The sequence below is a fragment of the Legionella steigerwaltii genome, from assembly GCF_001468065.1.
In the GTDB taxonomy this organism is placed as follows: Bacteria; Pseudomonadota; Gammaproteobacteria; order Legionellales; family Legionellaceae; genus Legionella; species Legionella steigerwaltii.
In genome coordinates this window covers 25,590-51,456 of the sequence record NZ_LNYZ01000038.1, presented here as the reverse complement: position 1 = coordinate 51,456, position 25,867 = coordinate 25,590, and the positions used below count along the sequence as shown (strand labels likewise).

Sequence of the window (25,867 nt, the reverse complement as noted above, 5' to 3'; positions counted from 1 at the left end):
TAAATTAGTAGACATCTTTATTCAGGAAACAAAGTTACTTCTGTAGACTTCAAAGAACCATCAGGATTACTCCAACTTAAAATTATGTCATAGCTGGATGGACTAGCTAAATCTCTGTGAGTGCTTATACTAACTGACTGAGCAGGAGATAAAGTGCTAATGGGGAACAGATTTTTATATTTTTCCCATTTTATGAAATCCGGCCTCTGATTATGACCTTTAAAGGTGATATTTACATCATGAGCATTAGTTTGGCTTATATTTGTGATATTGAACTTGTACTTAGTACCTTGTAACTTCATAAGCTCTATTCTACAGAGAGCTTCAGACTGCTCTTTTTTCAGCAATTCTTTTTGCATCGCGGCAAGTTCAGATTGGTTAATTTGTAGATTATTGGCCTCAGCTAGAAGTTTATTGCTTTTCCTATTTGCTCTATAGCTGATTAGCACTGCAAACAAACTAACAGAAATACTTATCCCTTCAAATATTGTCATAAACCTGCCTTTTTATTCTTTTTATCCTAAATAGATAATATCAAAGTATCAACAAGAGTTTATATAATCGAGTCTTTCAGAGTGTGTGGTGGTCAAATCATTCAGTAGCAATTGAAAAAAACACTATTTTTTCAATTATTTTTTCTACATGAACTTCTGCAGACCAACTACACTAATTGTTAATTTGTTCTATAATTGACCCAGGTGAATTATTTTAGAGATATCAATGTTTTACTATGTTGATGAAAGTGGGAACACAGGTAAAGATCTGTTCAATGATTCTCAACCTAATTTATTCTACGGTCTATTAACTAGTAATATAAATTTTGATCTACTAGCGGAAAAACATGTAAATATAATTAAACAAAAATATGGCATTACTCATCTGCACGGGAAGAATCTTCCTTTAAATAAAATTGAATCTGTTATTTCGGATTTAATTGGCCTTCAAAAAAAATACAAATTACGCTTTGATTTATCTAAAGTTAGCAAAAGCGATCTTGCAATCATCTCTTTTTTCGATCAGGTATTTGATCAAGGTATGAACCCTGCTTATACCTGGACGGGATATTGGACGCCATTAAGGTATGCAATGTTAGTTAAAGTTGCGAGCATATTTGACTTTGATACATTAAAAAAATCATGGGATGCTAGAGTCTGTATAGACAATTATAGGTCAAAAGAAATTTTTACCTCAGTATGTGATGTGCTTTTAAGCCGGTTAGGAGAAATACCTGACAAACGATCTCAACAGTTAATCTATGATACTTTATCTTGGGCAAAATCTAACTTCTATGCCCTCGGTTATAATTGTACGGATGAATCCCAAGTAAAGGCCAACTCTCCCAATATAATTGGCTTTCAGTTTGTACTGCATCAAATAGGTGAATATATAAAAAACACTCCTAAGTCACCAGTAAAAATTACGATTGATCATCAATCAGAGTTTAATAAATATCAGCAAAAATTGGCTGATTTATGTGCTATTTTGAAAGAACAAAAAGTCATAGAAAAGACGCCATTGGGAACAACTGATTTTAGAAACTACCCGTCAGATAAATTGGTATTTTTATCCCATAAAAATAGTATCGGGGTTGAAGTAACGGACTTAGTTCTGTGGTTATATCAAAGGTTTCTTCAAAACAAAGAAATACCTTCAGGTGCACTATTGTTATTACAGAGATTTTTCTTTAAAACAAAATACCATGAAATTTCAATGAAAGGGATAATTGAACGTTTTAACTCGTGGTTCAGTACACTACATAGTTTGAGTATTGAGGATATTTCCAAGGCAAAAAAATTAATTGATATAGATGAAAAAAGACGACTCCAAGCTATACAGAGTAGCATCAAAAATATTTAACTAATTTGTGCAAAATATCTTATTAGCCTCTTTCTTAATTTTAGAAAAATTAACCATATTTATTAACTGATTTATTGTTGCATTTTGGTTGGATGATAGGGTAGGGCAGGGTAATAAATAAATCCCCCGTTTTATTTCTTACTTGGCATCATCATACTACTTATATGTCACATTGACATATATATCATATTGACATATACTTGTATTAAATACTTTTGAGCGAAAATAAATTTTGCGTATCATTTCTAAGAAAAAACTTCGCGATTATTATATAAGTAATGTTCAATCTGAAATCCCACTGACAGAGTGGTACTATAAAATGTTAGAGACAAATGCGTCTAATATTTTTGAGTTGAGGCAAGTTTTTAATAGTGTAGATCCTGTTTATGGCTACACTATATTTAATGTTGGTGGTAATAATTATCGTTTAATAACGGCGATTCATTACAACACCCAAACTTGTTATGTCAGAACAATTTGGACACATGCTGAATATGACAAACCAATTAATAAAGAAAAATTAAAGCGAGGTGATTTATGAAGGCTCTTGCTATTGACTACATTGACAATAAAACCAAACATAAATTTCATTTACCACTAACTGTGTTTAAGAAACCAACTAATGATAATGAATATAAATATCTCGAAGATATTCTAGATAAATTAATTGACGAGGTTCGTGATGATGAAAATCATCCTCTAGCTTTGGCAATGCAAATCATCGGTGAGAACTTAGAGCAATATGATAATGAGCATTTTCCTTTGATTGGTGAAAATGTAACAGATGTTGAGTTGGTAAAGTATCTAATGAATATCAATCAACTTCATCAAAAAGATCTTGCTCCTATATTTGGTGGCCAAGCAAATGTTTCCAAATTTCTAAATGGAGAACGAAGCTTAGGAAAAAATCATATATCTGAGCTAAAAAGAAAATTTAAAATTAGTGCTGATTTTTTCCTAAAATAGGAATGGAGAGAATCCTTTTTCTCTTTTAAATGCACATGAAATATAAGTATTTGAAACCAGGGATAAAGATGAACAATACAAAAGAAAAATTTCAAATAGTTGATGAGCATTGGCAGATGTTTGAGGATATATCTCAAACTGAAAGTTATAAAAATTTAAAAGCTCATGCCAATGAATTGGGTAAAACTATGAAAGATGCTTTTGCTAATGTATTAGAAATTCAAAAAACTATTAATGATGATAAGTAGAGATAACTTTTTTTACAAAAAGGCGGGACTTTCATTCAATCTTTAATATTTTCAATTAAGTCTGATTACTGATTCCCAGACTTAAGAATGCTTTACTTAAATGCTTTTGCTTTTTCAAAATGCATTTTAAAATCAATAAGTTCAGCATTGTGGCTCTGGTTCTCGTTAAATGGATCTGAAAATCGATAAGGAACACAATTGAAAGGCACAATATTGCGATAAGGGTCAAAATTCTTATCAATTAAAAATTTGCGGCACTGCTTGCGGATATTGATTTTCGCAATAATTGGCAAGTGCTCATAATCCATCATTTCGTTAGTTTCCAAGTTGATTATTTCAAGAAAAATAATCTCAGGATAGGGCTGCTCATGCCATTCAATGTTTTCATGATTGAGTTGGAATGTTATTTTTAAAGACAACTCAGATTTGATGTTTTTTTGAGTTTTAATGCAAATGGTTGGGTTTAGTGCTTGTTCAATAGTTGTAGTAAAGACATGTATTGTCATAGCTATACCTCGTGCTCCGTCTGGAGATTTTTTTCTCAGATGTTTGTTAGCTTAAAAACGTAGATATTATCAACGAGGTACTTGTTTTTTTGTAACCACATAGGCTATGTAAGGAATAATTGAACTCATACAAAAAATTAAAAAAATCCCTTCCAATAAATGCAAATCAAGAATCATTGACCATATACAAAAAAAGCCAGATGCGCCTGCGATTAAAATAATTCGATTTAATATACGTGTTACAGTAGATTTCAAATCTTCATTTTCTTTAACTGATGGGAAATATAGTGCCATAAACAATTTGCCAAATCTCCCAAGTTGTATATTGCTCATTGCTTCCCTATAAAGTTCTTCAACTGTTGGAAAAAAAAATCTTCTTAATCTGTTTATAGTTGATGATAATTTTGCTTTAAAAGACATTTTTTAAATTCCTTTTTCCTGTTTTATCGCATTTTTTGTATAGAATTTAATCGTATTGACCCTCGGCCGGGATCCTGGTAAAAAAGGGTCATGTTCAGTTTTTAATCCAATTAGGCCTGTAATTGCAATTTTAAGTGCATGTTGAGTGCATCAGCAACTTTCACCAGGGTCTCTAATGAGGGAATAAATGAACTATTGCCACTTTCAAGGCGAGAAATAACCGATTGTTTGGTTCCAATTTTATTAGCCAATTCAGATTGTGTCATATGTCGCTTTTTACGGGCATTTACAATCATTACTGCTATATTATTAATAATTTGCTCACGCTCATAGTGCTTGGCAAATTCTTCATCTTGCTTGATTTTATCGTCAATAAATTCATTTAAGGTAAGTGTTTTCATTCTCGTATACCTCCATCATTCGTTTTTCAGCCAGTTCAATTTCTTGCTTTGGCGCTTTTTGTGATTGTTTTTTATAGGCATGTAAAAGAACGATGATTTCTTTTTGAATGCACACATAAAAAAACCGATAACCACTGCGCGATGTTTTAATCTTAATTTCCCAAAGCGAGCCTTTTATTTGCCTGAATTGTACCCGTGGGCTATCAAACCCCAGTTCTTCAACACTCTTTAAACAACCAGCAAGTCGCGCGATTTCATCGGACGGCAAATCATTTAGAAATTCCGCCACGGGGTTTTTGCCAGATTGCTTTTGGTAAAATTTGATTCTCATAGTATTTTATAGCATAAATGTGATAATTTGAAAAGTATTTAACTAAAATCAGTCATGGAATTTAGTTTGCTGTTTAATGCTTCTGAATTATTTAATGACCCTAGGGTATGAAGCAGCTCTTTGATTGGCCTATTATTTTTTAGTAAAGGATTAGCCCACAAAAACAAGATATCGTCATCAGCTAATATTTTTTGCACTACATCTGGTTTTTCTTCCAGTAAAATCTCTACAGCGCAAGCCACTAACCATTTCGAGGTTGATAGTTCACCTTTTGCGATTTCCTCAATAGTTTTTGGAGCAATGCTTTTATCTTTATTAAACAGCGTTCTGGCTTTCTGGTGCAGTTTTTCTGATTTGTTATGAATGGATAATAATTCAGAGAATACCGCCTGTATTTTTAAGGAAACATCTGTTTTTACATTTTCGGAAAGCCCCAGTTGATTAAGCAGTGTCAGCGCTTGCTGTTTTTTTTCATCAGGAAGGCTTGCTGTCTTTATTTTAAGTTGCCCAATAGCGGCACTTATCATGGCATCATAAACATTCAAGTCGATGTGCTCTTCAAAACATAACTTGCTTAGTTCATCAATCGCATCAATAAAACTACCGGGTAATCGGATCCTAAAATCTTTTTGTTCGGACAGAGCCTTTGTGGAAAAGTAATGCTCAATAGCCACTAGATTATTCATGTAGTGCTTTAATTCAATGGCTTCTTCCTGGCTTAATTTATCCCAGCTATCGAATTCATCGCAGTTATTTGCCTGAAATGAGCCATAGGTTGTTTTTTTATCGGCTGATTGCACGTGCACTCTAGGTGGTTTATTCATGTTTGCTTTAACGGCAAACGATAATTTTTTCATGAATCTACTCCTGTTAATAGCCTACTCCCCGCGGTAGGGAGTAGGGCAGTGGTCAGTATTTATAATCGGGTATTTTTTCTATTCTGTTATCAATGAATTCAACCAGTTGATCGCAATAGACTCCTTTCATCGGTTTATAGGGTATCACTGGCCACACCAGCATGTCTGAAAAGTCTTTGTTAAGGTAAAAGGAAATATTGTATAGGTCTTGTGCCTCATCCAACTCGATGCAGACAAAACCATCTAAATAACGCGCATGAACTCTTATTGCAAGTGCATTAGATGATAGTTCATACCATTTAGATACGCCCCACGACCAAACGATAGCTTTATTCGTGTGCAGCAATTGTTGCTGGATAATTTCTGGAATAGTCATTGTGTTCTCCTATGTTTTTACTATGTGTCATTAAGACAAAAACAGTATAACAAGGGCAGCAATTAATATCAATACATTTTATAAATATATTTTATCAATTGTTTTTATAAAAACAATTGACGGTGATGCGATTTTTTGAGATACTGTATTTGTTCCTTGAGAACAATAGTAAAAACATAGGAGAAAACATCATGTTACCCATTTTATCAAAAGAAAAACTATTTAAATTAGCCCCTTCCATATTCACACAAGATAGTTCGTACAAAACAAGTGCTCAGTATTCAGCGATCTCAACAGAGCAAATCATTGAAAAATTAATGTCAGAGGGGTTTTTTCCAACATGGGCAACTCAGACTAAAAGCCAGAATCAAGAATCGAAAGCATTTGCAAAACACATGCTCCGTTTTCAACGTCATGATGTCATGCAAAATAATCAGGGGCTCTATCCAGAACTTGTTCTTATTAATTCTCATGATGGTTTGTCTTCTTATCGTCTAATGGCGGGTCTTTTTCGGGTTGTGTGTGGTAATGGGATGATTGCGGGACAATCCTATGACGAAATTAGAATTAAACATCAGGGGGATGTTGTTGGAAACGTTATTGAAGGTACTTATAAAGTGATTGAAACCGCGAACAAGATGCTCGATGTATCAGATGATATGGCTTCAATTCATTTAAACGATACTGAAAAGATGATTTTTGCCGAAGCTGCCCATTCTCTAAAATTTTCTGATGATGAGGGCGCAATGATCGTTGCTCCTGAGCGTTTATTGCAACCAAGGCGTTATGTAGATCAAAAAGATAATGATTTGTTTACGGTGTTTAATGTCCTGCAAGAAAATTTAATTAAAGGAGGTATCCGTGGCCATCGTTTAAATAAATACGGATACACCACTCGAACAAAAACGAGAGAAGTAAAAGCTATTGATCAAAATGTAAAATTAAATCGTGCGTTGTGGACGTTAACCGAAAAAATGATGGAAATAAAAAGGTAACGGAATTTTTTTAGAGGCAAAGAACAATCCCTTTGCCTCATCCTGAAAATAGCGTGATAACAACAGCAAGATGGAAGGAACATTTGATGAAATTAAGACTATACCACGGACGCAATACCCCAGAACAAGAAATGGATGATTGGGGCTTTGAAGGAGCAACACTTTTTGGTGTTGATGGCATTATCTGGACATACGGAGTTCCCAGAGTGTTTTTTATTAATGATGAGTATTTTAATATAGCGAGGGAAGTAACAGGGTGGGATGAGATTGCTGATGGTTTAGAGATGCGTGTTTATGAGGATTTAATTAAAACCAAACAAGGGTACTTTGGGGATTGGGAGTTAATTAAATTAGGGTAGAATTTCCATAAAAAAAGCCCAAATTCCATGGGCTTTTTTTCTTATCGATTCAGCTATCCTATCAGCTCTTTTTGTCTGCTTTTATTGGAAGGAATATTATACGCAATTAAAAAAAGGGAAGGTAAATAAAATGTTGCTGATATTTTTTCAAAAGTAAGTCCCTATCTAATAAGCATTAGACGGTTTCGTTATTTAGTTTTTTGTCTTTTCGATGTTGCTTCCATTCTTTGTCTTTAGAGAAAATCATAATTGATGACTCTTCAAAAAAATGGCTAATATCATCAATACCAACCCATGAGCAATATTCTTTAATTTCTGAATAGATTTCTTTGTTTATTTCGATTTTAATTTTTTCTTTTTCAGGTGTTTTTCTTGCGTTGATTAAAGCCATGGGATTCTCCAAAATTACCATAAATCTTATAAAAAATTTAGTTTACTATATCAGTAAAAATAGGGCATAAAAATAAAAATCGAAACAATTAATAGCGATTGGCAAACGGATCATAACTATTGCAATAATTTGTAGATGAATAACTACGATAATTGTTGTCATGATTTCTATAATAATCATCAAATGAACTGTTAGATCCAAATGTATTGCCATTTACATCCAGACAACCAATCATTGGCAGGCCGCTTGCAGGATTAATTTTTGTATCATTTGATTTAGAGTAAGAATGAAAAGAATGCCGTTTAGCATACACCGCCTTCTCTTCTTCAGTCCATTCACTATAGGGTCGAAAATGAATGATTTTAGCAATTTTTTTCAGAAATCCTTTTAATATATTCATGATATAATTATCCCTACTGAGTAAATGGTTAAGAGAATACTGTGAATCACAAGCGCGCAATTATTATGCGCTTTTCAAAATGTTAATTTAAATAAATAATACTAAAATACCCAGTTAAATACACATATAAAAAGAATGATTAAATAAAAAAGAACACACCCCTCGCAATGTTTATTGCTTAAAACATTTTATTATTATTCAATAACTTACGTGAAGATGAGCATTTTTAAATCTGCCAACACCTCTGTTTTATATGGGTGTGCATCCACTCTTTAATATTAATCAATAATTTATAAAATATCAACACCTAATCCACACCTAGTAAATGAATAAAAAACCTCTATTAAACAAAGATACACACCTATTCGACCCCTATAATTAAATGATATAATTATTCTCAACTAGCCAAAATCAGTGCACTGAACCTGTATTATAAATTTAAAAGAGGATTTTATGCCCAAGGCCTATTGTTATTTAAATCAAAAAATTATTGATCAGCTCGAATCCATTAAAAAAGATGAAGGGCATGATTCATCGTCTCAAACAATGAAAGAAATGATTGAATTAGGAATAAAGGTTTATCTCCATAATAAAGATAATCCAGTGATAAGCGAGGATGAAAAAAGACGCTTAGAAAAAGAAGAAGAGTTAAATCGTCAACACACGACCCATCTTTTAAGATTGCTGGGAATAAGTGCTGATATTTTTCGTTGTGTTTATGATAAAAACAAACTTCAAAGTGATTCGAATAATGCCGAAGAACATATCGCAGAACTGAAGAAAAAGGTAGATAATTTCATTGAAGGATTTATCAATAATTAAGTTATAAAAAATAGTACTTGCCGTTAAATTGAAAGTAATAAAGATAATTTTTACTCTAAAAATTTTACCTAGAATCGAACATTAATTGTTTTAATTGGAAATAGGTAGTTAATCCAATTAAAGTAAATGCCCCTAATGAAATAGCTAAACTACCATAATAAAATAGTTCATTTCCCTTGGGAAAATGAACTATTTGGTCAATATATTCGATAAATAAAAAATACAATAACCAAATCAAAACCAACGAAAACGCTAATCCATTTTTTACATCATAATAAAAACAATGAATACGACTTAATATTGCTAAAATTATAAAAAACGGGAGCGATATAAAATAAAAAAACATTTGCATTCCAGATGGCTCATAAGCAACCTGTAATAGGTTGTTCATTTTGGTGGAACAAGCTACTAATACATAGACATAAATAAGGTAGAATGATGATCCATTTATCAATATTAGAGAGATTATTCCACACATTTTTTTCATATAAAAATTCCCATGCTCAATCAATTAAAGATATTTTAATATATTTCCATTTCTTCTCGCTGAAGGGTTTTCAATTTATCAATTGAATTGTTTTTAATTTCAGGAGTTTCAAGGTTCATTTGTCGTGAAATGGTATCAAGACACTTCTTAATTTGATCTTGATTCAAATCTGTTTTATTGGGGCTTCCAATCAGTTTATCGACACTAACTGCTTTATTTAATGTATCAACTACTTCTTGTATCCCTCCGATTTTAATCACATCATTAAAGTCTTTTTGACGCAGCGGAATGGCAATTTCTATGGTTTTTCCATGCTGTTTCAATCGTTCAATGGTTTGAATAATTACCCTGTCCTCTTTAATGGGTTTTCCATCATTATCCATGCAAATGACTATTTTATCGGTGAGCAAAGCCATATCGATATTTACAAAATTTTCTTTCCCTAGTGTCGCTATAACGCGTTCATTTTGAACTGCATCCCTGATGCTTAGTCCTGTTTCTACACCTTCTGCGATATAGGTGACACTTTCATGTCCTTTCCCCTCATTTAATATGACTCCAGCGCCTGCTTTTATTCCATAAGATTTCTTAGGCTTTATCTTCATAATTGCTTGATTCGCTGTGTCATTATCCAGATATACTGCTTCAACGCAGGCCACTTTATTGTCTTTGTCCCGCGCAATATTCAATAGTGCTGGCCTGTAGCGAACTTCTTCGGTATCTTTAGTATAAACATGGGGATGAAAGCGAATATTTTCTCCAGACACATTATGAATCTTTCTGATTTCTTTTAAATACCGCTCTGCTATTGTACCTGATATGGGTTTAGATTCTCTCGCTAATTGCAGCCCATAATCTGATGTTTTTCTTTTCTTATCAGAATCGATTGCTTGAATCTTATTAGGGTTTTTGCTTGCTAATTTAATACGTTCTTTTAAGTCATCACCTGTGAATTTGGCAGCATATTCAAGACTTTCTTTAAAATTTAGATTTAATGTTTTTTGAATCAAATGAAGCATGTTTCCTTTTTCCTTTGTTTCAAAGTTATGCCAAACTCCTCTTTTTTCTCCACTTAAACAGATGCTTAAGCTGCCTTTAGTACCATATCGATATTCTGTTTTTGACGAAAGCGCTCTATTGGGCTCTCCAAGTAGTGATTCAATCACGAGCTCAGCCTGGTCGGATAAGTTTTGTGACAGCATATTCGCATCATAGCGAGGTTCCTGGTTCTTTATTTTGGGCATACCATGCATTGGCTTGAGTGATTTTGGTTGCTCATTGGGCGTTTTGGACTTCATTGGGGTATGCAGGAGGCCAAGCGATTCCAATGCAGAAGTTTTTTCAGGAGTAACACGAAGTTGTTTTCGTAGTTTTTTATGATCGTCCGTATAAATCATGGCATGCAAGGAACCTCGCGTTACCATGATATAAAATGAACGCAGATGGTTTACTTGAGCATTTTTAGTTTCAGCAACTCCAATAACAAATGGGGATGAAGCCCCTTGAATTGAATAACTGGTAGCAGTATAACTATAATCCCAATGGGAATCCTTCATCTGTTTTTTTTCCAGAACGTGCGCCACGCCACTACTGTCTTTTACGGTAAATGACTCATCGTTTACCTCCGTCACCTGCACCCTTTCATTAGCGAAACGTCCCAAAGTCTTATCAGATTTTTTAAAATGAATTTTTTCACCCACCGAAACTCTTCCTGGCATGGATTGAAACAATTCAATCTTCCAGTCTTTATTTTCTTTTTCAGGAACAAAGAGGCATTTATTTCCTTTCGTATCATTTAATACCACTACTTTCGCTGCCTCATCTACCGAAACTACTTTGAAATAGTGCTCTCCTTTCTTTAAAAAATACTCTTCTTTCTTTTTTAAGCAATCCCGATACGTTTCACAATAATAAAGCTCTGCAGTGGTGTAATTCGTGCTTAGTAGCCGCGGGAACTCTTTGTTTTCAAGGCCTATGGTAGACTCTTTCATCAGTGCATTTCTAATCAGACCATTTGCAACTTCCCTTTTTTTATTTTCATGAATGATAACAATGGTGCTATCACGGCATGCTGGTGTCCGTGATAAATAATCTCCTACAGCCATTTCTATCGGGCTTTTTTCTTTTAATTCTTCCTGGAAGGGTTCTCTCGATTCTTGTTGAGTGTGTTCTTGTTGCTGGTACGCTTGGGTCGAGTGGCCTGTTTCAATAATTGAAGAGGTTATGTTGTGGTAAGGACTATCGGTTTTAGTTCGGGTGATTGAGTCTAAGGGTTGATTCGCTAACTGAGTTAACGCCTTATCAATATCCCCCGTGATTAATGTTTCGATTGCCTTTTTGTATTCGATGACTTGTTGTCGTACCAAATCATCCATACAGGCCACCTTGATGCTTCCTTCCTGAATCAATATCTTGCTTGGCTTACCGCTTTCAATGCTTTGATGCTGGCTAATATCGCCAAGCATTGCGCAACGAGCGCCCGAATCATGGATTTTTTGGATGAGGCTTGCGCAATCTCGATTAGAGACCATAGAAGATTCATCAAGCAGCACCAGTGTTTCTTTGCTTAATGTCGCTTGCTGTTCTTGTTCAATAAGAAAACTCTTTAATGTTTGCGCTTCAATTCCCAGCGCCCTCATTTCTTTTACAGCCTGGTGCGTGGGCGCGACCGCAATCAGTTTAACCTCTTCATGAGTCATAGATTGGACATGCCTGATGGTGTCAATCGCACTTCGAGTCATGGTTGTTTTTCCTGTTCCTGCATAACCCTGAATCATAATAAACTGATCAGTTGTAGTCGTGATTAACTCACATGCTTCTTTTTGGCCTTTGGTAAGGTGTGTGGGCTCTAATTGTTTTCGTGCTTCATCACCACTCATTAGCGGCTTTATGGTGTTAATACCTGCTTTAACATTCTTGATAATCGACTCTTCAAATGCCACCGCTTCTTTGGTGGTCAAAATCTCGTTCCCCCCTGATATTAAATCCCCATTAGTCATGACCTTATCCAGGACGTTATTTAATTCGTTAAGTCCTGCTTTTCCTATAGCCTGAGTGAGCGCAACCTTAAGCAAATCTGACCGAGTAAAGGCTGCTTCTCGTTCTGAAAGATGGGCTATTGCAAAGTTCAGCGCTTTTTCTGCATCACTTTTTTGAGGTTTTTCCGAGGTTAAAATAGTTAAGGCCTGTTCCAGTGACGTGAGTAGATCAGTCGTGGTTCTATGGTCAATAATCTGTGCACCATGATTGGTTTTGGCAGCATCCAAAGTCAGCGATATCGCCGAGGATTTTGTTGCAGTCTTCATTGCAAACCGATTAGCCTTCTCCACATCATCCGTAATAATCATTAATTCTTCTTTGCTCGATTCGCATAATACCGACATGGTATTTTGTTTGAGCGCATAGGCCGGTAGTGTCATAATGGTTTGTTTCACGAGTTTAAAATCATCAGAATAAATGGTTTTGGCATAGGCATGGCTCAATGGGAAATGCTTTTCGTTACTCGTGATAAGATGAATAGTTCTTTTTCCATCTTTTATTTTTATTCCATGGCGGGTAAATGCAGTGACCTCATATTGGTTACCGATTTTTAATCCTTCAAAGGATAAACTGCCCATAGCAATTAATTGATCTCCTATACTTACTGATAATGGTGTTTGTTCATAAACCTGCGTGGAATCTGTAATATTTTTAGCAGCAAGTTGTGATCTTACCCCGTTATGATTCCGAACAATCAATTGATTGTCTTTTTCATTGACACCGATTACCGTGAATTTTTTTGATTCTGTACGGGTGTTCTGGATTAATACCCAATCGGGCTGATAACTTTTGGCCAATTTTTTTTCACTTAAGGTCAAGGACATAGGGGTTAACGTATTGATGCTCTTTTCATCTACTGAAATCTCCCCGTGCTCTTTTAACTGCTTACGGATTGCTTCATTGACCTCTTTCGCTTCGAGCTTTGAGACAGTTAATACTTTTGTATTCTGCCTCTGGTTCAACGGTAAGTTACTGTACATTTGTGCTGTTTTTAGAATACGCCCTTCAATCGTTTTTTCTTCTATGAGATTGATGTTGGTAGCAGGCGCTTTCCTGTCATCAACCTCAAATGTTTTTATGCCGGCTTTATTCAGCAAGTCGGGAATATCGGATTTAAAACCAGAAAGGGATTGTGATTTTTCCAGCAAAATGACTTTGGCACTACGCTTATCGGCAATAGATAATAAAGTATTCATCTCGTCGGGAGTAAGACGCTGTGATTCATCCACAATCAGCACCTCGCGCTCCTTTTTACTGTTAAAAAAAGGTAATTTATGCTCTGAACGATGGCGATAATTAAAGCCCGCAACTGTTTCACACAAATCCTGTTTTCCAATAGATAAAATCCATTGCCACAGGGTAGGCGCTGATTGGGTCATGTCCTTATTCATCGTCCGCGCAGAATAAGCAGAAGGACAAAGAATACGAATTTTTTTTGAATCCTGTGAATAATCAATTAAAGTACTTAAGAGCTCACGCGAGGTAGCACTTTGCTGTTTGATGCGCACAACCCCTTCTTTATTAAATAAGGCTTGAGTTACTGCTTTTTGAATGGACTCATTATCAGTGAGTTTGCAAACCTTATCCGTATTGCGTTCTAAGCCTTTTTTTTGGGGTGTGAAGTTCACGATTTTTTTAATGAGTTCTTGTTCCTTGTTAATGAGCGTACTCGTTGTAAAAGAGGAGTTTTCTGTATTAAGAGCAATCAGATTTTGTGCATCAATTTCTTTATCAATCCGTGCCATCAGTGCTTCAAAGCCCTGTTCACCTAAGGAAAAATAAAGGCTCGTCTGTAATACTTCCTGATAGGTAAAGGTTAGTTTTTTTTCTTCTAAATGCGCAATTGCGTCAAGAACACTTCTATCGAGTTCTTGATTATTGGACATGGTTTCTTTTGGTGTATGCGATTCTTTAGTTTTTTCTTTTAAGGTGGCAAGATAGGTGGCTGGATTAACGCCCAACGCTTCACTTTCAGCGCTCCATCGTGTGCGTAATTCCTCTGGAGAAACCATTTCCTTTGATTTCCTTGAATCCAGAGTCGCCCTGTCATACGCTTTTAATGAATTAGAGTGCATCCCTTTAATATGTTCTTCAACCTGGGCACGGCGCTTAGAGATTTGCTCCAACAATGCCTTATCAAAATGCTTGATTTCAAATAGACCATGAGCATCACCCGTATGCTCTATTTCGAGCCCCATTTCTTTTAAACCAAGAGCCATTTCAGAGCGGTACACAAGTCCCAAAAAGATTTGATTATCCATAATCCACTCCATGGTGCCATTATTGCGACTGATATCAGAAGCCAACGCACGCCATTTGCCATCCAGCCGCTCGGTGAAATTCATCAACAATGCATGCACATGAAGCTGAGGATCAAGCTCTCTGGAGGTATCATGGAGAATGGCAGCAAAACAAAGATTCCCCGTTTTTTCATATTCCATGCCTTCTTTTCCTGATTTGCGCGCTTGTGCCGCCTCCTTTTCAATCAGTTTTAAGACTGTCTTTACCGCATTGAGGTGCAAATCAATAAATTCTTTGTGTTCACAAACCAGCCCAAGATAGGACACGGATTTTGGGGCAGAAAAAGTTAAATCATAACCGCCTCGCCTGTTCATTTCACCAGTGGCTGATTTCAAGCCTTTAATCACATCACCGCTTGGTAATTCGCCACTGACAATAGACTCAAGGGTTTTTACGTTAACTTCTCCAGAAAGATTTTGACGCGCAGCACTTAATCCAACCCATTGGGTAACCAATTGGTTCGTAAAATAATAATTTTCCTGATCAAAATAATAACCAGGCTTTTTAATTGGTTTGACTCGCAGACTTAACATGATTTATTCCCCTATCAAAAAATGAATTCCTTATCGGACTCGCATTCGATACGTTTGATGTTGGTTGGCGCTTGCACCTCAAAACGACCGCTGGTGGGCTCATTAACGGCAGAACCCTTTTTGAGATTTGCATCACACGGAGGAAGGGACGGTATGGCACGAGGTAAAAAACCTGCGGCCTTTATACTTCTTTTTTGATAATGAAGTTCCAGCTTTGTAATAGGGTATTGACCAGGCAATCGCAGATAACAGGTAAGCGGATCAAGTCCCATAATTTCAGGATAGGTTACTAAGGGGCGTGTTATACGGTTTTTTCCTAATGAAATGCCGTCACGAATGGAGTTGGCTCCATAAGAGTAATTTTCTCGGGTGTCATCAATTTCTTCATCCCCAAGCTCTTTACTGACAAGTTGCGCCATTTCATGGCTTGGGCTTGCAAAAAAGGCTCGGGTATTAAGCAAATCAAAAATTTCAGCTGCCCCACTACGCCCATATACCTTCTCCAATTGACTAAAGCTCTGCATTCCCAGAAGAAAACAGCCGCCAAATTTCCTGACTTCAGCAATGGTTTCACCTAATAAGGGTAATTTGTGCAGGCTTGGTAATTCATCACAAATAAACCAAATTCGCCTGTTCGCGTCTTCTGGCAAACTTAAGAGTGTCAGTGATGCCATGGCAATCCACATCGAAATCAACGGCTTTAAAGATTTATGTTGTTCCCCATTGCTTGATATAAAAAGCCAGCCCTCCAAATCTTTATTTAACAGATAATCACGAATGGAAAAGGAAGGCTTCCCAGACTCATCAAGACCACTTAACGACTGCATTGATTTAAGGTAGGTTGTAATGACAGAGCGAATGGAGATGGCTGTTTTTTCTATTTTATTACTGACCAAAGTTGCTGCCGCTGTACCGTTGAGATAAGGTTCCAACTCGCTAAACTCACCAGTTACAAGTAACCCTAACAGCTTGGATAAGGAACGTTCTTTATCCTCACGCATTTGACTTGCAAGACAGGCAAACACGGTACGTGCTGCATTAACCCAAAACGGATCGTTTTCTCCATGCATAGGGATGAGACTTTCTGCCATATTTTCCAGTAATTCATCTTTTGGGGCTTCCAGCCATAAATCCCAATTAGCGCAGCGTGCATCAAAAGGATTGAGCAAGACATCATGACCTTCCTGAAAATACGCCTGAGTAAACGTGCACCCCTTGTCATAAACAATCACTCGGTCGCCACGCGCACGTAAACAATCCATCAATTTCATGATGAACTGACTTTTCCCCATACCGACCGTACCATGTACCAATAAATGCTGTACCTCTGATCCTTGCAAAAGAGGAAATCCATCAAGTTGTAAATCAGATGCTTTTCTTTGTTTTATTATCTGTTTTTTAAGTGTTTCTGATGGGACTAAACTCGCCCCTCGTATAAATTGATTTTGCGTTTGAACCTTTCCTCGATAAATGAAATATCGGCTCACCAAAAGTGCCACAATCAACGATAAGGGAAAACTCCATAGAGTTGACTGTAACAAGAAGGTCAGTAAACGATCTGAGGTAGCAGAAAAATAGTGATTGTGGAGAAGCTGCTCGACAGTTTGTGATGCATTCCCCCCTTTAACAGGGATAGAAAATACATGTGGCACCCCTGCCAGGTGATAAAAGTGAGCCGCGTGATAGGACACCGTCTGTCTTATCATTCCATGTGGCGCAAAAATACCGGTCAATACAATGCTTAACCCTGCCCAAATGAATAAGTAAACATGAAAGAGCGCTTTGTTAATCTGAAACCACATCCGCAGATTATGGAATGAGATCTGGCCTCCACGGGTATAATGTTTGTAATTGGATTCATGACTCATTTTATCTTCCTTCTGCTTGTTTTGGGCAAAGCAGCGGCTTCCACTGCTTGCATTTGTGGTTAAAATTTATTCTTTTTGATGTGTTTTGTTTATTTTAAGGGTATTGCCGCACTGGCATTTTTGTCCTTATCAAAATAATTCTTTATGAGAGTAAACAGAGCGCTGATGCCTATCCTATTGAGCTCCATTTCAACAAGGATGCTCGTTAAAATCCCGCTGATGAAAAAAGCGCCAAAGGATATGAAGAAGGCAGCACTGGGAAACAAGAACAGTGAAGGAATCAAAACAAGCCCTGCAAATATTCGATAAGCTATAGTTCCAGCCCGCCTTATTTGTTTTACAATCAATGAGCCTGTTCTTAGTTTGTGTTTCAATTGATAGTCAATCAAAATGTATTGATTTAATGAGCTGTAAATGAATAGAAAAACAAAAAGGCATAGTCCTAGAGCCATTAATGGCAGCCAGAAAAAAATGTAGATGAGCTCGTGTGTTGAAGTCTCCACCATCAACACCTTCCAATAAAAAGGGAGTGGAAGTAAAAATCCAAGAAGTATTGTTCCATATAGTTTAAAAAAAACATGCAAAAACAAACGCCTGTTCGCCTGGTAATACTCCTTGGCCGGCATAATATCCACGTCCAATGTTTTTAATGTTTCTATATCCAAGGCGATGGCCTCTTTTAATTCTTGTGAATTCATTTCTTCATTATTCATGGATAAGCTCCTTCTTTGGGGCTGATTTATCATGATGATCAACCCATTTAGTAAAATAGGCGGGTATGGCCACGTTGGTTTGCCCCAGTTTTTTACCTTCGCCTACATCGTTGTTTGTTGTTTCAACCGCTTGCTGGTATTGACTCTTTAAACGCCCTCCTCCACTGCTTGTTTTATTAACCGCCGCATCTACATGATTATTAATTTTTTGCTGCATACTTTGGGCTCTTGAAGCATCCATACCAATCCCCATAGTCTTTCCAGAATCCTCCAATGCATTACTGTTTTTGTGGTAGTCTGCTCTCATTTGTGACTCTTTTGAACTTAATGGATTTGCTGCATCCTGATAAAAGGAGTCAATCCGAGCATTTTTAGAAGCATTGCCGTATCGTGCGATTAAACCTTCTCGTTGCTCATGGATAAACTCATTAGCCAGCGTTTGTAATTGTTTTAATGAAGCCAGATCTGAAGGATTGGAATACAACGCATCACGAGTTACTTCATCAGTTCGACTTGCAACATATTTCGAGAAGGCCTGATTTAGATCGGTAGTAACTTGATCAGCGTTTGATTCCACATAACTCCTGGCCGTGCTAATGCGAGCGGCTTTAGACATCGAGGCATCATAGTTTTGGCTTGCCGTTTGCGCCTCCCTTAAATCGGTACCCATTTGATTCGAAAGGCTTGCCCCTTCCGAATGGCTGTTATCAAAATGATGGTTTTGTGCAAACTGGCTCACGTAATTAAGCGCCTGATTAAAGTCTTCTGCTTCCTTCGCTGACATGCTGCTGTCCGTCCCTTCATGGTAACGATCACTACTTGTTGATGACCTGTCGAACTTGGCATGACTATCAGCACCTCCTGTTGCTCCAAAAGCAAACCGCCCAATGCTTCCCAGCATGCTTTTTTCACTTGCAACTCCGGCGTGGACATTTAATCCAGCAGCGGTCATATGAGCCAGCGCATCTTCTTGGCTTATCCCTTCGCGTTTAGCTACATCCGAGGCAATATGCGTCATGGTCGATAATGCCTGGCTGTATTGACCGGATTCACTTTCAGACACTCCATCGCCCAAACGCATATCATGACCCTGCATTTTAGATAACTGCACGGCACTGTGCGCAAAACTGGACAAGGACGTTTGATAATGCTGACTTTCATTGGCTGCAGCCTGTCTGGATTCTTCAAAAGCCTGATTTAAAGAGCCGCTTATGGCCTTTGTATCTGATATGTGTACGGGGCCTCGTGACATCCCAGGATTTACGTCAAAAACAGCATCCCCATGGCTTGTGGTAGTCTTAAGCACACCACTTCCCAATTGTTCCGTGTGCATCCCATGCATGTTCGTCCAATTGGTATCGTGCTTGTTAGCCGAAACGTTATTGGCGCTGGTATTTTCATAGTTCATATTCCAACCACTGTAACTTGCCATTGAGATGTTACCTGCAGCTGCAGATTGCGCTTCACTGACTGACAAAGATTGTGCCATACCACCAAAATGCTGGGAGGATGTACTCAAAATCTGTCCCAATCCTTTCGTGATGTACAGGGCAATAACAGGAACACTTGCCGCCAATGCGCCTGCCGTATAGGCAAAATTACTGTGCATGCTGGCTAATGAATCGATATTAGAGAAGGTCACACCTCCTGTTTTTTGACCAAACAAAGTAATGGTGGTACTTGAGGCCATGGAAACAAACCAATGAAAAATAATAAACATCGGAGGCCATGACCAAAGGTAGATTTGAGATTGCACCCACAGGAAATAAGCGTTACTCAGGGTCGGAAAAAATGAAATCAAAACGACTAATGGAAAGATACACAGGGTCAACATCCACATCACGGTCATATAGTAAGGCAGGCGAAATCCTGCAAGCCAAAAGCTATTGGCTTCAGCGATGTGCATTTTTTGGGTGCTGTCCGTATTGGTGTAATTCATGAGTGCGGCATCAGCTCCTGAGAAAGCAAAAGCATCGGCTGCGGCATCTCGGGTCGCATTAATTAAGATATTTTGGGTGAGTGTTTCGGCAGCATCTTCGGTAATATTCATGTAATATTTATGAGCGGCCTCCAACCTGTCACCAAAAGTCTTTTCGCCAGGCAACGAACTGCTGTCTGTGTTGCGTGATGTTAAAGCGCCTGTGGTTACCAGATGATTAAGACGCTCCAACTCCAATTTCGCTGCAATGGGTAGTCGAGTCTTCAAATTGGCTGCTGCATCACCACAACTTAAATTGACTCCATTGTGCAGAATTACCCGATAAATGGGTGATGGCTCCTCAAAATAGGTTTTAGAAAGATGAGCACTTTGGGTCAGCTCTTGAGGGCTTAATTGATGGCTTGCCAAAAGTTTTGCCGTAAACACGCATTGGCGGATATAGGACGATAGGTCTTGTGCCAAATCAGGCGACATGGAGAGCCTTGTCTGAGTTGCTGCAAGCCAAGTCCTTGCACCAAAAATCATTCCTGTTTTGTTGTACTCCAGGCTATCTGGCATGCGAAATACATCACTAAAGGCAGTCGTAATTCCATACCCCATGCCACTAATCAATGAGGCAGGTAAAGCAACGCCTAGCGGTACATGATCAACCGTTAAGGCTTCCCCTGCTCCTTCGGCTGTCTGCATGTCAATAATAGCCACAGGCACTTTAATGCCCAGCACGCAATACATGACTAAAAAGGTGGTCAGCATAAAGCGAGTTAATGATTCGAGCTTTTTCCCCATCACGAACTGATAACCGACCATACTAACGGATAGAATCATGATAATGTCACACGCCGTACTAAAGGTAGATTCAGTAAGCAAAGTGGCCATACCATCAAGCAACTCTTTTAAATAAATCCCATTTTGTGGGGTATAGATTAATAATGGGCTCATTGTGCGCCTCCGGTATAGGATTGTCTTAAGATGGGATTAAGGGCATTCAGTGCCTGCTTCACGTTGTTTTGAACCAATTGATTGGTGGTCAGTGCCGCATTAAAACGTGCTCTTGATTCGCTATTAAAATTATCTACAAATTGTTGTGCCACCTGCAGATTTTTAAATAGTTTTTCTTCATGGGCATTTCCTATATCACGCCCTGCAAGGGATGCTCGAATCACTTCAAGTGAGTTTGCAAGATATTGGGCAAGCAAATCCGTTGCTACACTCTGGGCAAGCTCATAACTGCTTTGTATGCCAATATTCTGCTGTGCGCTGGCTGAAATAAGCTGAAATACGGACGGCTGGGTGAGTTCAATTAACCCTTTTTGTTGGGGCGTTAAGGCTGTCCCTGATTTGATATTCTCATAAACTCCCTGCAGGATGGCCTGTACTTGAGATACCAGAGCGTCTTTACTGCTAATCTCCTGGCTTCCTTTCACATTGATGGCAACACATTTCATCGGCTTGTTCGAATCAGTGCACTTATAGCTGGGTAATTTTCCTCCATAAAGCAAGGCTTTTACAAAATCCTGATTAGTCGCTAAAGAGGGATACGTTTGCATCCCTCCTTTGGCATCAAATACCAGCGTTCCTGAAATTGACATATAGACTTCTGAAATTTCTGTATCTGATTTGATGAATTCATTCAGTTGTAATGCATCCCAAACTACGTTGGTATTCAAAAGAGCCCTGTCTTTATATTCTGAATCGTTTTTTGCCTGTTCTAATCGCTTTTCAATCTCCCCTCCTGTCGAACATTTATGTCGGGCTTCTGCCCAATCGGTGTATACATTACGGTTACGCCCGATGTCCTCACACAAACGCTGATGTGCCGCTCTATTTTTGGGATAAAGCGCTGCAGTCAGATTTTCTCCCATCTCACACGAATTAAAATTAGTTCCATTAATGTCATTTGCCAGCTTTTGCATGTACTGCATGGCATGAGCAATTTCAGGCAGCTCGGTCTCGAGTGCCAGGTTCATTGCATAGCCTGCCCCGTTACTTAAAATGTTCTGCATAAATGAAACTATCTGCTCTGATTTAATAAAGGAAAAACCACCTGCAAAAATATCAATTCCGCCACATCCTGAGCGAAAACCAGGTACATCAACGTGAGCTATCTGAATGGAGCGCACTTGATTTCTGGCATAGACTGAGCCTAATGATGCAAATCCTGCTGCCTGTGATTCATAGGAATGGCTACCTGTGACATTCGCAGAATAACCAAGATTATTAAAAAAATGATTTAAATCGGCACTGGCTGATGCATGAACACCATTTCCTGCCACGCAAGTAAAAGACGCAACAACGGCTAGCACAAGAGCTCTAATCATTAAATTTCTCCTCAATGTGTTGCTTTAATTCATGAACTCTTTGTGCCAGCTGATAAGGAGTTGCTTCTCCAAACAAGACAGCGTAGGCTTCCAGGGTATGTCGATTGACTAAAAACAAGGCGGGAACCGTAGGCTTATACCCTCCTGATACATAGAACGTTTGAAAAAGTTCAGGTGTTAATGGTGTGGTATCGAGTCCATCCAGGGATTCTCCATCCAGGCTAAAAGCACGAACCTTAATATGGAATGTTTCTGAAAAATCCTTTAATACAGGGGAGAATTTTTTACAATGTGGGCAGGTGCTTCGATAAATAAATGCAAAATAATAATTTTTGGATAAATCTTTAGCTTCAGCTGATTCCTTTTGTGCAAAAGCTTTAGGGGCTTGCTTTTTCAATAACAGTGCATTGAGTTCTTCAACTGCCACATTGGCGTGCAAAGGACTAATTACAGAAAAAAGCAGTAAAAAAATGATGCGAACAATCATGCTTCAAACCCCTCATAGCTGTATCGTTTGTAATGAGTCGCCACATCCAGCAGACGTTCCTTTAATTCGGTTGTGGAGACAAATCCGTAGGACAAGGGCGACATGTGTTGTGTTTTTAAATCAACAAGAAACAGTGCAGGCATGTAGCGTGACTGCAAATTCATTGTTTTTTGTATTTCATGAAGAGGTATGTTTTTAGGATTAGGCAGACCTTCAATAGGTTGCCCATCTGTCGTGACTGAAATCATGGAAAAATGGGTCAAATTGACGAATGGAACAAGATGAGTGATGAATTTTTGCGAAATGGAACTGTTCCCTTTGTAAAAAAGGATTAATCCATAACGTTTAGCCCCTTCTTGGACTACCCTCTCCATTAAAAGATTCATTGAATCATTGCGAATGGCCACAGCCGTATTGTCGGTTGGAAAATTTAAGGAATGATCCAGCTCAGGATGAGACAACAGAACCTGTTGCCAGTACTGGACAAATTTCTGATTGTTTTTGGCATACACCTGCTGGGCTTTCATGTACTCATAGGTTGCATCAAATGATGGGGCAATTAATGCCGTTGCGAGCTTATTCATTGTGGCTTTGCGGACTTCCATGAGCTGCTCATAAGGAGTCAGCGAAGGCTTTGATACCTTTGGATTTTGAACAGGTTTCACCTGATGCTCTTTGTTTTCTGTACTGTACCAATGAAACCCATGAGCGGGTGGACTTACTAAATCAGCCATGACCGGCATGGAAAGTAACATTAAAATAATAGTGAATAATCTCATTTTTGTTCCGCCTTTTTCTGGACTCGCCGTTTGATTTCATCCATGGTTTTTGAAGCGTCGGGGCTATTTAAAACGACATCGCCTACAATTCCTGCTTCTTTTGTTGGCTGTCCCTGGGGAAATGGATACACAGGGTTTAAAAAATCGATGCGTCCCATATCAAGGCTTTGTAATTCATTCACACTGAGCCCCGCACAGCGTGTATGCTCTGCATCTCCTAAAGCGTTGGGATTTAATTGTCTTAAACGTCCTTCGGCCTGGATAATGCGCGCCATTTTGCTGTCAAAGACACAATAGGTGCGTTTGTGCTCCAGACAGGTGCCAAAAATGGGATCTTTCTGGCTGCAAAACTCGCCTACATAATGAGCCAGGTAATTCAATTTGGCTTTGCCTAAAGCCTTATCTTCTTCACGACACAAATCGATATGGAGTTTGTCAGCCCAGCCTTCATTCGAACAACAATCAATAATGTCCCAAACCCAGATTTTGCACTGCACAGGATGGCCTGAAAATAAGGTAGCCTGCGTTTTACCAAACTCAGCGCCAGCAGCCCCTGCAACGGCCATGGGTGCCATGGCCTCTCCAAAACCATCATTCTGAGTTGCTGCATGTTCCGTGCAGTCTCCATCGGCACAAAAGAGATCTCGCACACAGGCCACAGGCTGTGGGCAGACTGTCTCATCGCAACGATATACCTGCTCATAGAGCGAGCAGGTATTATTGTTCATTAATGTGCAGCGCGAGCTTGCCTGTAAGCATCCTTTTTCCCGTTGCGTTTTACATTCATCGGCTGCAGCGGATGCACACTGGTATCGTGCATTAAGCTCCCAGCAATCACGGGTGACGGGCAGACCATTAATGACACGGGTTGGATTGGAATCAGTACACTGCTCTTGTGTTTTTTGACATAGGTTGTTTGTCTCAAGAGTGGCGCATTCATTATCCCAGTGCTCTTCTTCCACATAGGATTTGGAATGGGCATTAATCGTCAATGCCACCTGAATTGGGTAATAGCGACTGAACTTATCTGAAATATACAAGGTGATTACGCCTCCATTCTGGCAGGTTGGAAGTCCCACAACATGCACCCAATGAGCAGAACCACCATTATTTAAAATGGAGTGAACCGTGGCTTTCATTTCTTCACAGGGATGATTTAACTTCACAGGATTGGTTAAGTGCCCGCCTGCGCTATTGGTCATGGCACCCGTTATAAGATTAACCGCAATAAGCCCCGTCCATTTTTTATGAACCCATACCTCAAAATCAGCTCTTTGACTTAAGCGCTCGGTGTTCACGGTTACTTTACGTTTTTTAAAACACTGCTGCTCGGGTAATTGCCTTGATGTATGGCAGATTTCCTCATGTGATTTAATCTCACAAGCCTGTGGCTTTTCATCACATTTGACTCGCTCATTGGATTGTCCATGAGTAATGGCATAACTTTCTTCTTCAATTAATTTAGCGTTTTTAATCGCTTCATTTTTGGTATTGATTTCAAATTGGCGCTGACCAAAATGCTCAGTCACAGTACGTCCACCGGCATCATTGTGTAAGGCATTGGCAGCAAAGGTACTTAAATCGGTTTTTTCAGTTTCAACCCCCTGATAATGAAGCGATTGCGAGGGAGTTTCCGTATAGTCTTTGAAGGTATTCTGGGGCTTAAATTCATTCATGGCGCTCAGTGGTTGATTCCCCAAAGATTTTGCGTATTCTTTTAATTTCTGAAAGTCTTGGGCTGTTGTATTGGCAGCCGAGAAAGTGCAAAAACCAAAAATACAGGCGATGGTCAACAAACTTCTAAACATGGCCTTTCTCCAAAATGGTGGCCGCTAATGTCGCTCCTGCGTCTCCTTTCTGGGCGATGAGCTCGAGTCCTTTTTTAATGCTTGCATTGCCATACACTACATCAAACGGTTGATTGGTGCAGGGCTGCCCTGAACCGCAAGACCTGGAGGGCTCTGTTACTACAAGCGCTGGAACCGTTGTAATGTGGAATTGATTAAACCAGACTGGATCAATAGAAATTCCCTTAAAGTTCAAATGCTGCTTTTTGGCTTCGCTATTAAGACGTTTAAATGTTTCTATGGTCTGTTTAAAATCACCATCCACTAACCCATTAATGACCACGGGAATATGAAACCGTGCTGCTTCATCGCTCAATGCAAATAAAAGTGAGTCGGGCATGGAAAAGGATACAAATAAAATGGCACCTTCAGCTCCCTGCGGTTTTTGATTGCTTTGTAAACCGTCTGTGCTGCGTTGCATGAGTGTATCAATTAATAATTGGTGCTCTGATTGATTCCGTGAGGACGTGCGCTTTAACGTTTCAATTGTCTTATTCGAAATGGTTGATACCTGGTGAGCCCCCTCCTCTTGATAATGCCTTAACTCATCATTAGTGTTTGCAAAGCATCCGCCAATCCCAGTTAGAAACAGAATAATGATTTTAATGTAGTGCGCCATGAAAGGCC

At 38.4% G+C, this 25,867-nt stretch carries 26 protein-coding genes; 7 read left to right on the top strand and 19 right to left on the bottom strand.

Annotated features, from left to right (window positions below):
- Nucleotides 1–17: 17 nt before the first annotated feature.
- Nucleotides 18–494, bottom strand: coding sequence for a COG1361 family protein (locus Lstg_RS15165; RefSeq protein ID WP_058393381.1), 477 nt, complete (start codon nt 492–494; stop codon nt 18–20).
- Nucleotides 495–720: 226 nt separating this feature from the next.
- Here Lstg_RS15165 and Lstg_RS15160 point away from each other — a divergent pair, with 226 nt between their 5' ends.
- The 4 genes from Lstg_RS15160 to Lstg_RS15145 all read left to right on the top strand — a co-directional run bounded on the left by Lstg_RS15160 (nt 721) and on the right by Lstg_RS15145 (nt 3,071).
- The gene (locus Lstg_RS15160) at nt 721–1,857 is read left to right on the top strand and encodes a DUF3800 domain-containing protein (RefSeq protein WP_058393380.1); all 1,137 of its coding nucleotides are present in this window, start codon (nt 721–723) and stop codon (nt 1,855–1,857) included.
- A gap of 232 nt (nt 1,858–2,089) precedes the next feature.
- Nucleotides 2,090–2,398 (top strand): type II toxin-antitoxin system HigB family toxin, encoded by a 309-nt coding sequence (locus Lstg_RS15155; protein ID WP_064276601.1) that lies wholly within the window; start codon nt 2,090–2,092, stop codon nt 2,396–2,398.
- Complete coding sequence (locus Lstg_RS15150) at nt 2,395–2,823, top strand: helix-turn-helix domain-containing protein (protein ID WP_058393378.1); 429 nt, start codon at nt 2,395–2,397, stop codon at nt 2,821–2,823. The genes Lstg_RS15155 and Lstg_RS15150 overlap by 4 nt, the downstream gene beginning before the upstream one ends.
- Before the next feature lie 68 nt (nt 2,824–2,891).
- The gene (locus Lstg_RS15145) at nt 2,892–3,071 is read left to right on the top strand and encodes a hypothetical protein (protein ID WP_058393377.1); all 180 of its coding nucleotides are present in this window, start codon (nt 2,892–2,894) and stop codon (nt 3,069–3,071) included.
- Nucleotides 3,072–3,163: 92 nt separating this feature from the next.
- Here the strand turns inward: Lstg_RS15145 and Lstg_RS15140 are convergent, their stop codons facing one another.
- The 6 genes from Lstg_RS15140 to Lstg_RS15115 all read right to left on the bottom strand — a co-directional run bounded on the left by Lstg_RS15140 (nt 3,164) and on the right by Lstg_RS15115 (nt 5,962).
- Complete coding sequence (locus Lstg_RS15140) at nt 3,164–3,577, bottom strand: hypothetical protein (protein WP_058393376.1); 414 nt, start codon at nt 3,575–3,577, stop codon at nt 3,164–3,166.
- A 69-nt stretch (nt 3,578–3,646) separates the two neighbouring features.
- Complete coding sequence (locus Lstg_RS15135; protein ID WP_058393375.1) at nt 3,647–3,997, bottom strand: hypothetical protein; 351 nt, start codon at nt 3,995–3,997, stop codon at nt 3,647–3,649.
- Nucleotides 3,998–4,107: 110 nt separating this feature from the next.
- The gene (locus tag Lstg_RS15130; RefSeq protein ID WP_058393374.1) at nt 4,108–4,398 is read right to left on the bottom strand and encodes a helix-turn-helix domain-containing protein; all 291 of its coding nucleotides are present in this window, start codon (nt 4,396–4,398) and stop codon (nt 4,108–4,110) included.
- A complete protein-coding gene (locus Lstg_RS15125; protein WP_058393373.1) occupies nt 4,376–4,729 on the bottom strand; it encodes a type II toxin-antitoxin system RelE/ParE family toxin in 354 nt (117 codons plus the stop codon). The genes Lstg_RS15130 and Lstg_RS15125 overlap by 23 nt, the downstream gene beginning before the upstream one ends.
- 38 nt (nt 4,730–4,767) lie before the next feature.
- Nucleotides 4,768–5,586, bottom strand: coding sequence for a hypothetical protein (locus Lstg_RS18030; protein WP_058393372.1), 819 nt, complete (start codon nt 5,584–5,586; stop codon nt 4,768–4,770).
- A 52-nt stretch (nt 5,587–5,638) separates the two neighbouring features.
- Entirely contained in the window at nt 5,639–5,962 is a 324-nt protein-coding gene (locus Lstg_RS15115) for a hypothetical protein (RefSeq protein ID WP_058393371.1), read from the bottom strand.
- Nucleotides 5,963–6,153: 191 nt separating this feature from the next.
- On the opposite strand from Lstg_RS15115, the gene Lstg_RS15110 reads away from it, so the two are divergent.
- Both Lstg_RS15110 and Lstg_RS15105 read left to right on the top strand, forming a co-directional pair.
- On the top strand, nt 6,154–6,957 hold the full coding sequence (locus tag Lstg_RS15110) for a DUF932 domain-containing protein (RefSeq protein WP_058393370.1): 804 nt from the start codon (nt 6,154–6,156) through the stop codon (nt 6,955–6,957).
- Between the two features lie 86 nt (nt 6,958–7,043).
- Nucleotides 7,044–7,316 (top strand): hypothetical protein, encoded by a 273-nt coding sequence (locus tag Lstg_RS15105; protein ID WP_058393369.1) that lies wholly within the window; start codon nt 7,044–7,046, stop codon nt 7,314–7,316.
- Between the two features lie 175 nt (nt 7,317–7,491).
- Here Lstg_RS15105 and Lstg_RS15100 read toward each other — a convergent pair whose 3' ends face one another.
- Together Lstg_RS15100 and Lstg_RS15095 are read right to left on the bottom strand one after the other, a co-directional pair.
- Entirely contained in the window at nt 7,492–7,707 is a 216-nt protein-coding gene (locus Lstg_RS15100) for a hypothetical protein (RefSeq protein WP_058393368.1), read from the bottom strand.
- Between the two features lie 88 nt (nt 7,708–7,795).
- The gene (locus tag Lstg_RS15095; RefSeq protein ID WP_462928446.1) at nt 7,796–8,167 is read right to left on the bottom strand and encodes a hypothetical protein; all 372 of its coding nucleotides are present in this window, start codon (nt 8,165–8,167) and stop codon (nt 7,796–7,798) included.
- A gap of 393 nt (nt 8,168–8,560) precedes the next feature.
- On the opposite strand from Lstg_RS15095, the gene Lstg_RS15090 reads away from it, so the two are divergent.
- Entirely contained in the window at nt 8,561–8,929 is a 369-nt protein-coding gene (locus tag Lstg_RS15090) for a hypothetical protein (protein WP_042238349.1), read from the top strand.
- A 64-nt stretch (nt 8,930–8,993) separates the two neighbouring features.
- Here the strand turns inward: Lstg_RS15090 and Lstg_RS15085 are convergent, their stop codons facing one another.
- From Lstg_RS15085 to trbC, 10 genes are all read right to left on the bottom strand, one after another.
- Entirely contained in the window at nt 8,994–9,320 is a 327-nt protein-coding gene (locus Lstg_RS15085) for a hypothetical protein (protein WP_238585455.1), read from the bottom strand.
- Nucleotides 9,321–9,451: 131 nt separating this feature from the next.
- On the bottom strand, nt 9,452–15,289 hold the full coding sequence (gene traI / locus Lstg_RS15080) for a conjugative transfer relaxase/helicase TraI (protein ID WP_058393364.1): 5,838 nt from the start codon (nt 15,287–15,289) through the stop codon (nt 9,452–9,454).
- Nucleotides 15,290–15,303: 14 nt separating this feature from the next.
- Nucleotides 15,304–17,157, bottom strand: coding sequence for a type IV conjugative transfer system coupling protein TraD (gene traD / locus Lstg_RS15075; protein ID WP_058478482.1), 1,854 nt, complete (start codon nt 17,155–17,157; stop codon nt 15,304–15,306).
- An 89-nt stretch (nt 17,158–17,246) separates the two neighbouring features.
- Entirely contained in the window at nt 17,247–17,870 is a 624-nt protein-coding gene (locus Lstg_RS15070) for a hypothetical protein (RefSeq protein WP_058478481.1), read from the bottom strand.
- Nucleotides 17,863–20,748, bottom strand: a complete 2,886-nt coding sequence (locus tag Lstg_RS15065; RefSeq protein ID WP_058478480.1) for a conjugal transfer protein TraG N-terminal domain-containing protein — start codon at nt 20,746–20,748, stop codon at nt 17,863–17,865. Before Lstg_RS15065 ends, Lstg_RS15070 begins: the two co-directional genes overlap by 8 nt.
- Nucleotides 20,745–22,127, bottom strand: coding sequence for a conjugal transfer protein TraH (locus tag Lstg_RS15060; protein ID WP_021582612.1), 1,383 nt, complete (start codon nt 22,125–22,127; stop codon nt 20,745–20,747). The genes Lstg_RS15065 and Lstg_RS15060 overlap by 4 nt, the downstream gene beginning before the upstream one ends.
- The gene (gene trbB / locus Lstg_RS15055) at nt 22,120–22,614 is read right to left on the bottom strand and encodes a type-F conjugative transfer system pilin assembly thiol-disulfide isomerase TrbB (protein ID WP_021582611.1); all 495 of its coding nucleotides are present in this window, start codon (nt 22,612–22,614) and stop codon (nt 22,120–22,122) included. The genes Lstg_RS15060 and trbB overlap by 8 nt, the downstream gene beginning before the upstream one ends.
- On the bottom strand, nt 22,611–23,393 hold the full coding sequence (traF, locus tag Lstg_RS15050; protein WP_058478479.1) for a type-F conjugative transfer system pilin assembly protein TraF: 783 nt from the start codon (nt 23,391–23,393) through the stop codon (nt 22,611–22,613). Before traF ends, trbB begins: the two co-directional genes overlap by 4 nt.
- A complete protein-coding gene (gene traN / locus Lstg_RS15045; protein ID WP_058478478.1) occupies nt 23,390–25,201 on the bottom strand; it encodes a type-F conjugative transfer system mating-pair stabilization protein TraN in 1,812 nt (603 codons plus the stop codon). The genes traF and traN overlap by 4 nt, the downstream gene beginning before the upstream one ends.
- On the bottom strand, nt 25,194–25,859 hold the full coding sequence (trbC, locus tag Lstg_RS15040) for a type-F conjugative transfer system pilin assembly protein TrbC (protein WP_061391361.1): 666 nt from the start codon (nt 25,857–25,859) through the stop codon (nt 25,194–25,196). The genes traN and trbC overlap by 8 nt, the downstream gene beginning before the upstream one ends.
- Nucleotides 25,860–25,867: the final 8 nt, after the last annotated feature.

Bases quoted from the DNA above. Each gene is read 5' to 3' on its own strand.
- Lstg_RS15065 (WP_058478480.1), bottom strand. From the start codon at position 20,748: ATGAGCCCATTATTAATCTATACCCCACAAAATGGGATTTATTTAAAA.
- Lstg_RS15135 (WP_058393375.1), bottom strand. From the start codon at position 3,997: ATGTCTTTTAAAGCAAAATTATCATCAACTATAAACAGATTAAGAAGA.
- Lstg_RS15100 (WP_058393368.1), bottom strand. From the start codon at position 7,707: ATGGCTTTAATCAACGCAAGAAAAACACCTGAAAAAGAAAAAATTAAA.
- Lstg_RS15085 (WP_238585455.1), bottom strand. From the start codon at position 9,320: ATGAACAACCTATTACAGGTTGCTTATGAGCCATCTGGAATGCAAATG.
- Lstg_RS15140 (WP_058393376.1), bottom strand. From the start codon at position 3,577: ATGACAATACATGTCTTTACTACAACTATTGAACAAGCACTAAACCCA.
- trbB (WP_021582611.1), bottom strand. From the start codon at position 22,614: ATGATTGTTCGCATCATTTTTTTACTGCTTTTTTCTGTAATTAGTCCT.
- Lstg_RS15115 (WP_058393371.1), bottom strand. From the start codon at position 5,962: ATGACTATTCCAGAAATTATCCAGCAACAATTGCTGCACACGAATAAA.
- Lstg_RS15160 (WP_058393380.1), top strand. From the start codon at position 721: ATGTTTTACTATGTTGATGAAAGTGGGAACACAGGTAAAGATCTGTTC.
- Lstg_RS15165 (WP_058393381.1), bottom strand. From the start codon at position 494: ATGACAATATTTGAAGGGATAAGTATTTCTGTTAGTTTGTTTGCAGTG.
- Lstg_RS15090 (WP_042238349.1), top strand. From the start codon at position 8,561: ATGCCCAAGGCCTATTGTTATTTAAATCAAAAAATTATTGATCAGCTC.
- Lstg_RS15105 (WP_058393369.1), top strand. From the start codon at position 7,044: ATGAAATTAAGACTATACCACGGACGCAATACCCCAGAACAAGAAATG.
- Lstg_RS15130 (WP_058393374.1), bottom strand. From the start codon at position 4,398: ATGAAAACACTTACCTTAAATGAATTTATTGACGATAAAATCAAGCAA.
- Lstg_RS15150 (WP_058393378.1), top strand. From the start codon at position 2,395: ATGAAGGCTCTTGCTATTGACTACATTGACAATAAAACCAAACATAAA.
- Lstg_RS15145 (WP_058393377.1), top strand. From the start codon at position 2,892: ATGAACAATACAAAAGAAAAATTTCAAATAGTTGATGAGCATTGGCAG.
- Lstg_RS15110 (WP_058393370.1), top strand. From the start codon at position 6,154: ATGTTACCCATTTTATCAAAAGAAAAACTATTTAAATTAGCCCCTTCC.
- traF (WP_058478479.1), bottom strand. From the start codon at position 23,393: ATGAGATTATTCACTATTATTTTAATGTTACTTTCCATGCCGGTCATG.
- Lstg_RS15060 (WP_021582612.1), bottom strand. From the start codon at position 22,127: ATGATTAGAGCTCTTGTGCTAGCCGTTGTTGCGTCTTTTACTTGCGTG.
- traI (WP_058393364.1), bottom strand. From the start codon at position 15,289: ATGTTAAGTCTGCGAGTCAAACCAATTAAAAAGCCTGGTTATTATTTT.
- Lstg_RS15125 (WP_058393373.1), bottom strand. From the start codon at position 4,729: ATGAGAATCAAATTTTACCAAAAGCAATCTGGCAAAAACCCCGTGGCG.
- traN (WP_058478478.1), bottom strand. From the start codon at position 25,201: ATGTTTAGAAGTTTGTTGACCATCGCCTGTATTTTTGGTTTTTGCACT.
- traD (WP_058478482.1), bottom strand. From the start codon at position 17,157: ATGAGTCATGAATCCAATTACAAACATTATACCCGTGGAGGCCAGATC.
- trbC (WP_061391361.1), bottom strand. From the start codon at position 25,859: ATGGCGCACTACATTAAAATCATTATTCTGTTTCTAACTGGGATTGGC.
- Lstg_RS18030 (WP_058393372.1), bottom strand. From the start codon at position 5,586: ATGAAAAAATTATCGTTTGCCGTTAAAGCAAACATGAATAAACCACCT.
- Lstg_RS15070 (WP_058478481.1), bottom strand. From the start codon at position 17,870: ATGAATAATGAAGAAATGAATTCACAAGAATTAAAAGAGGCCATCGCC.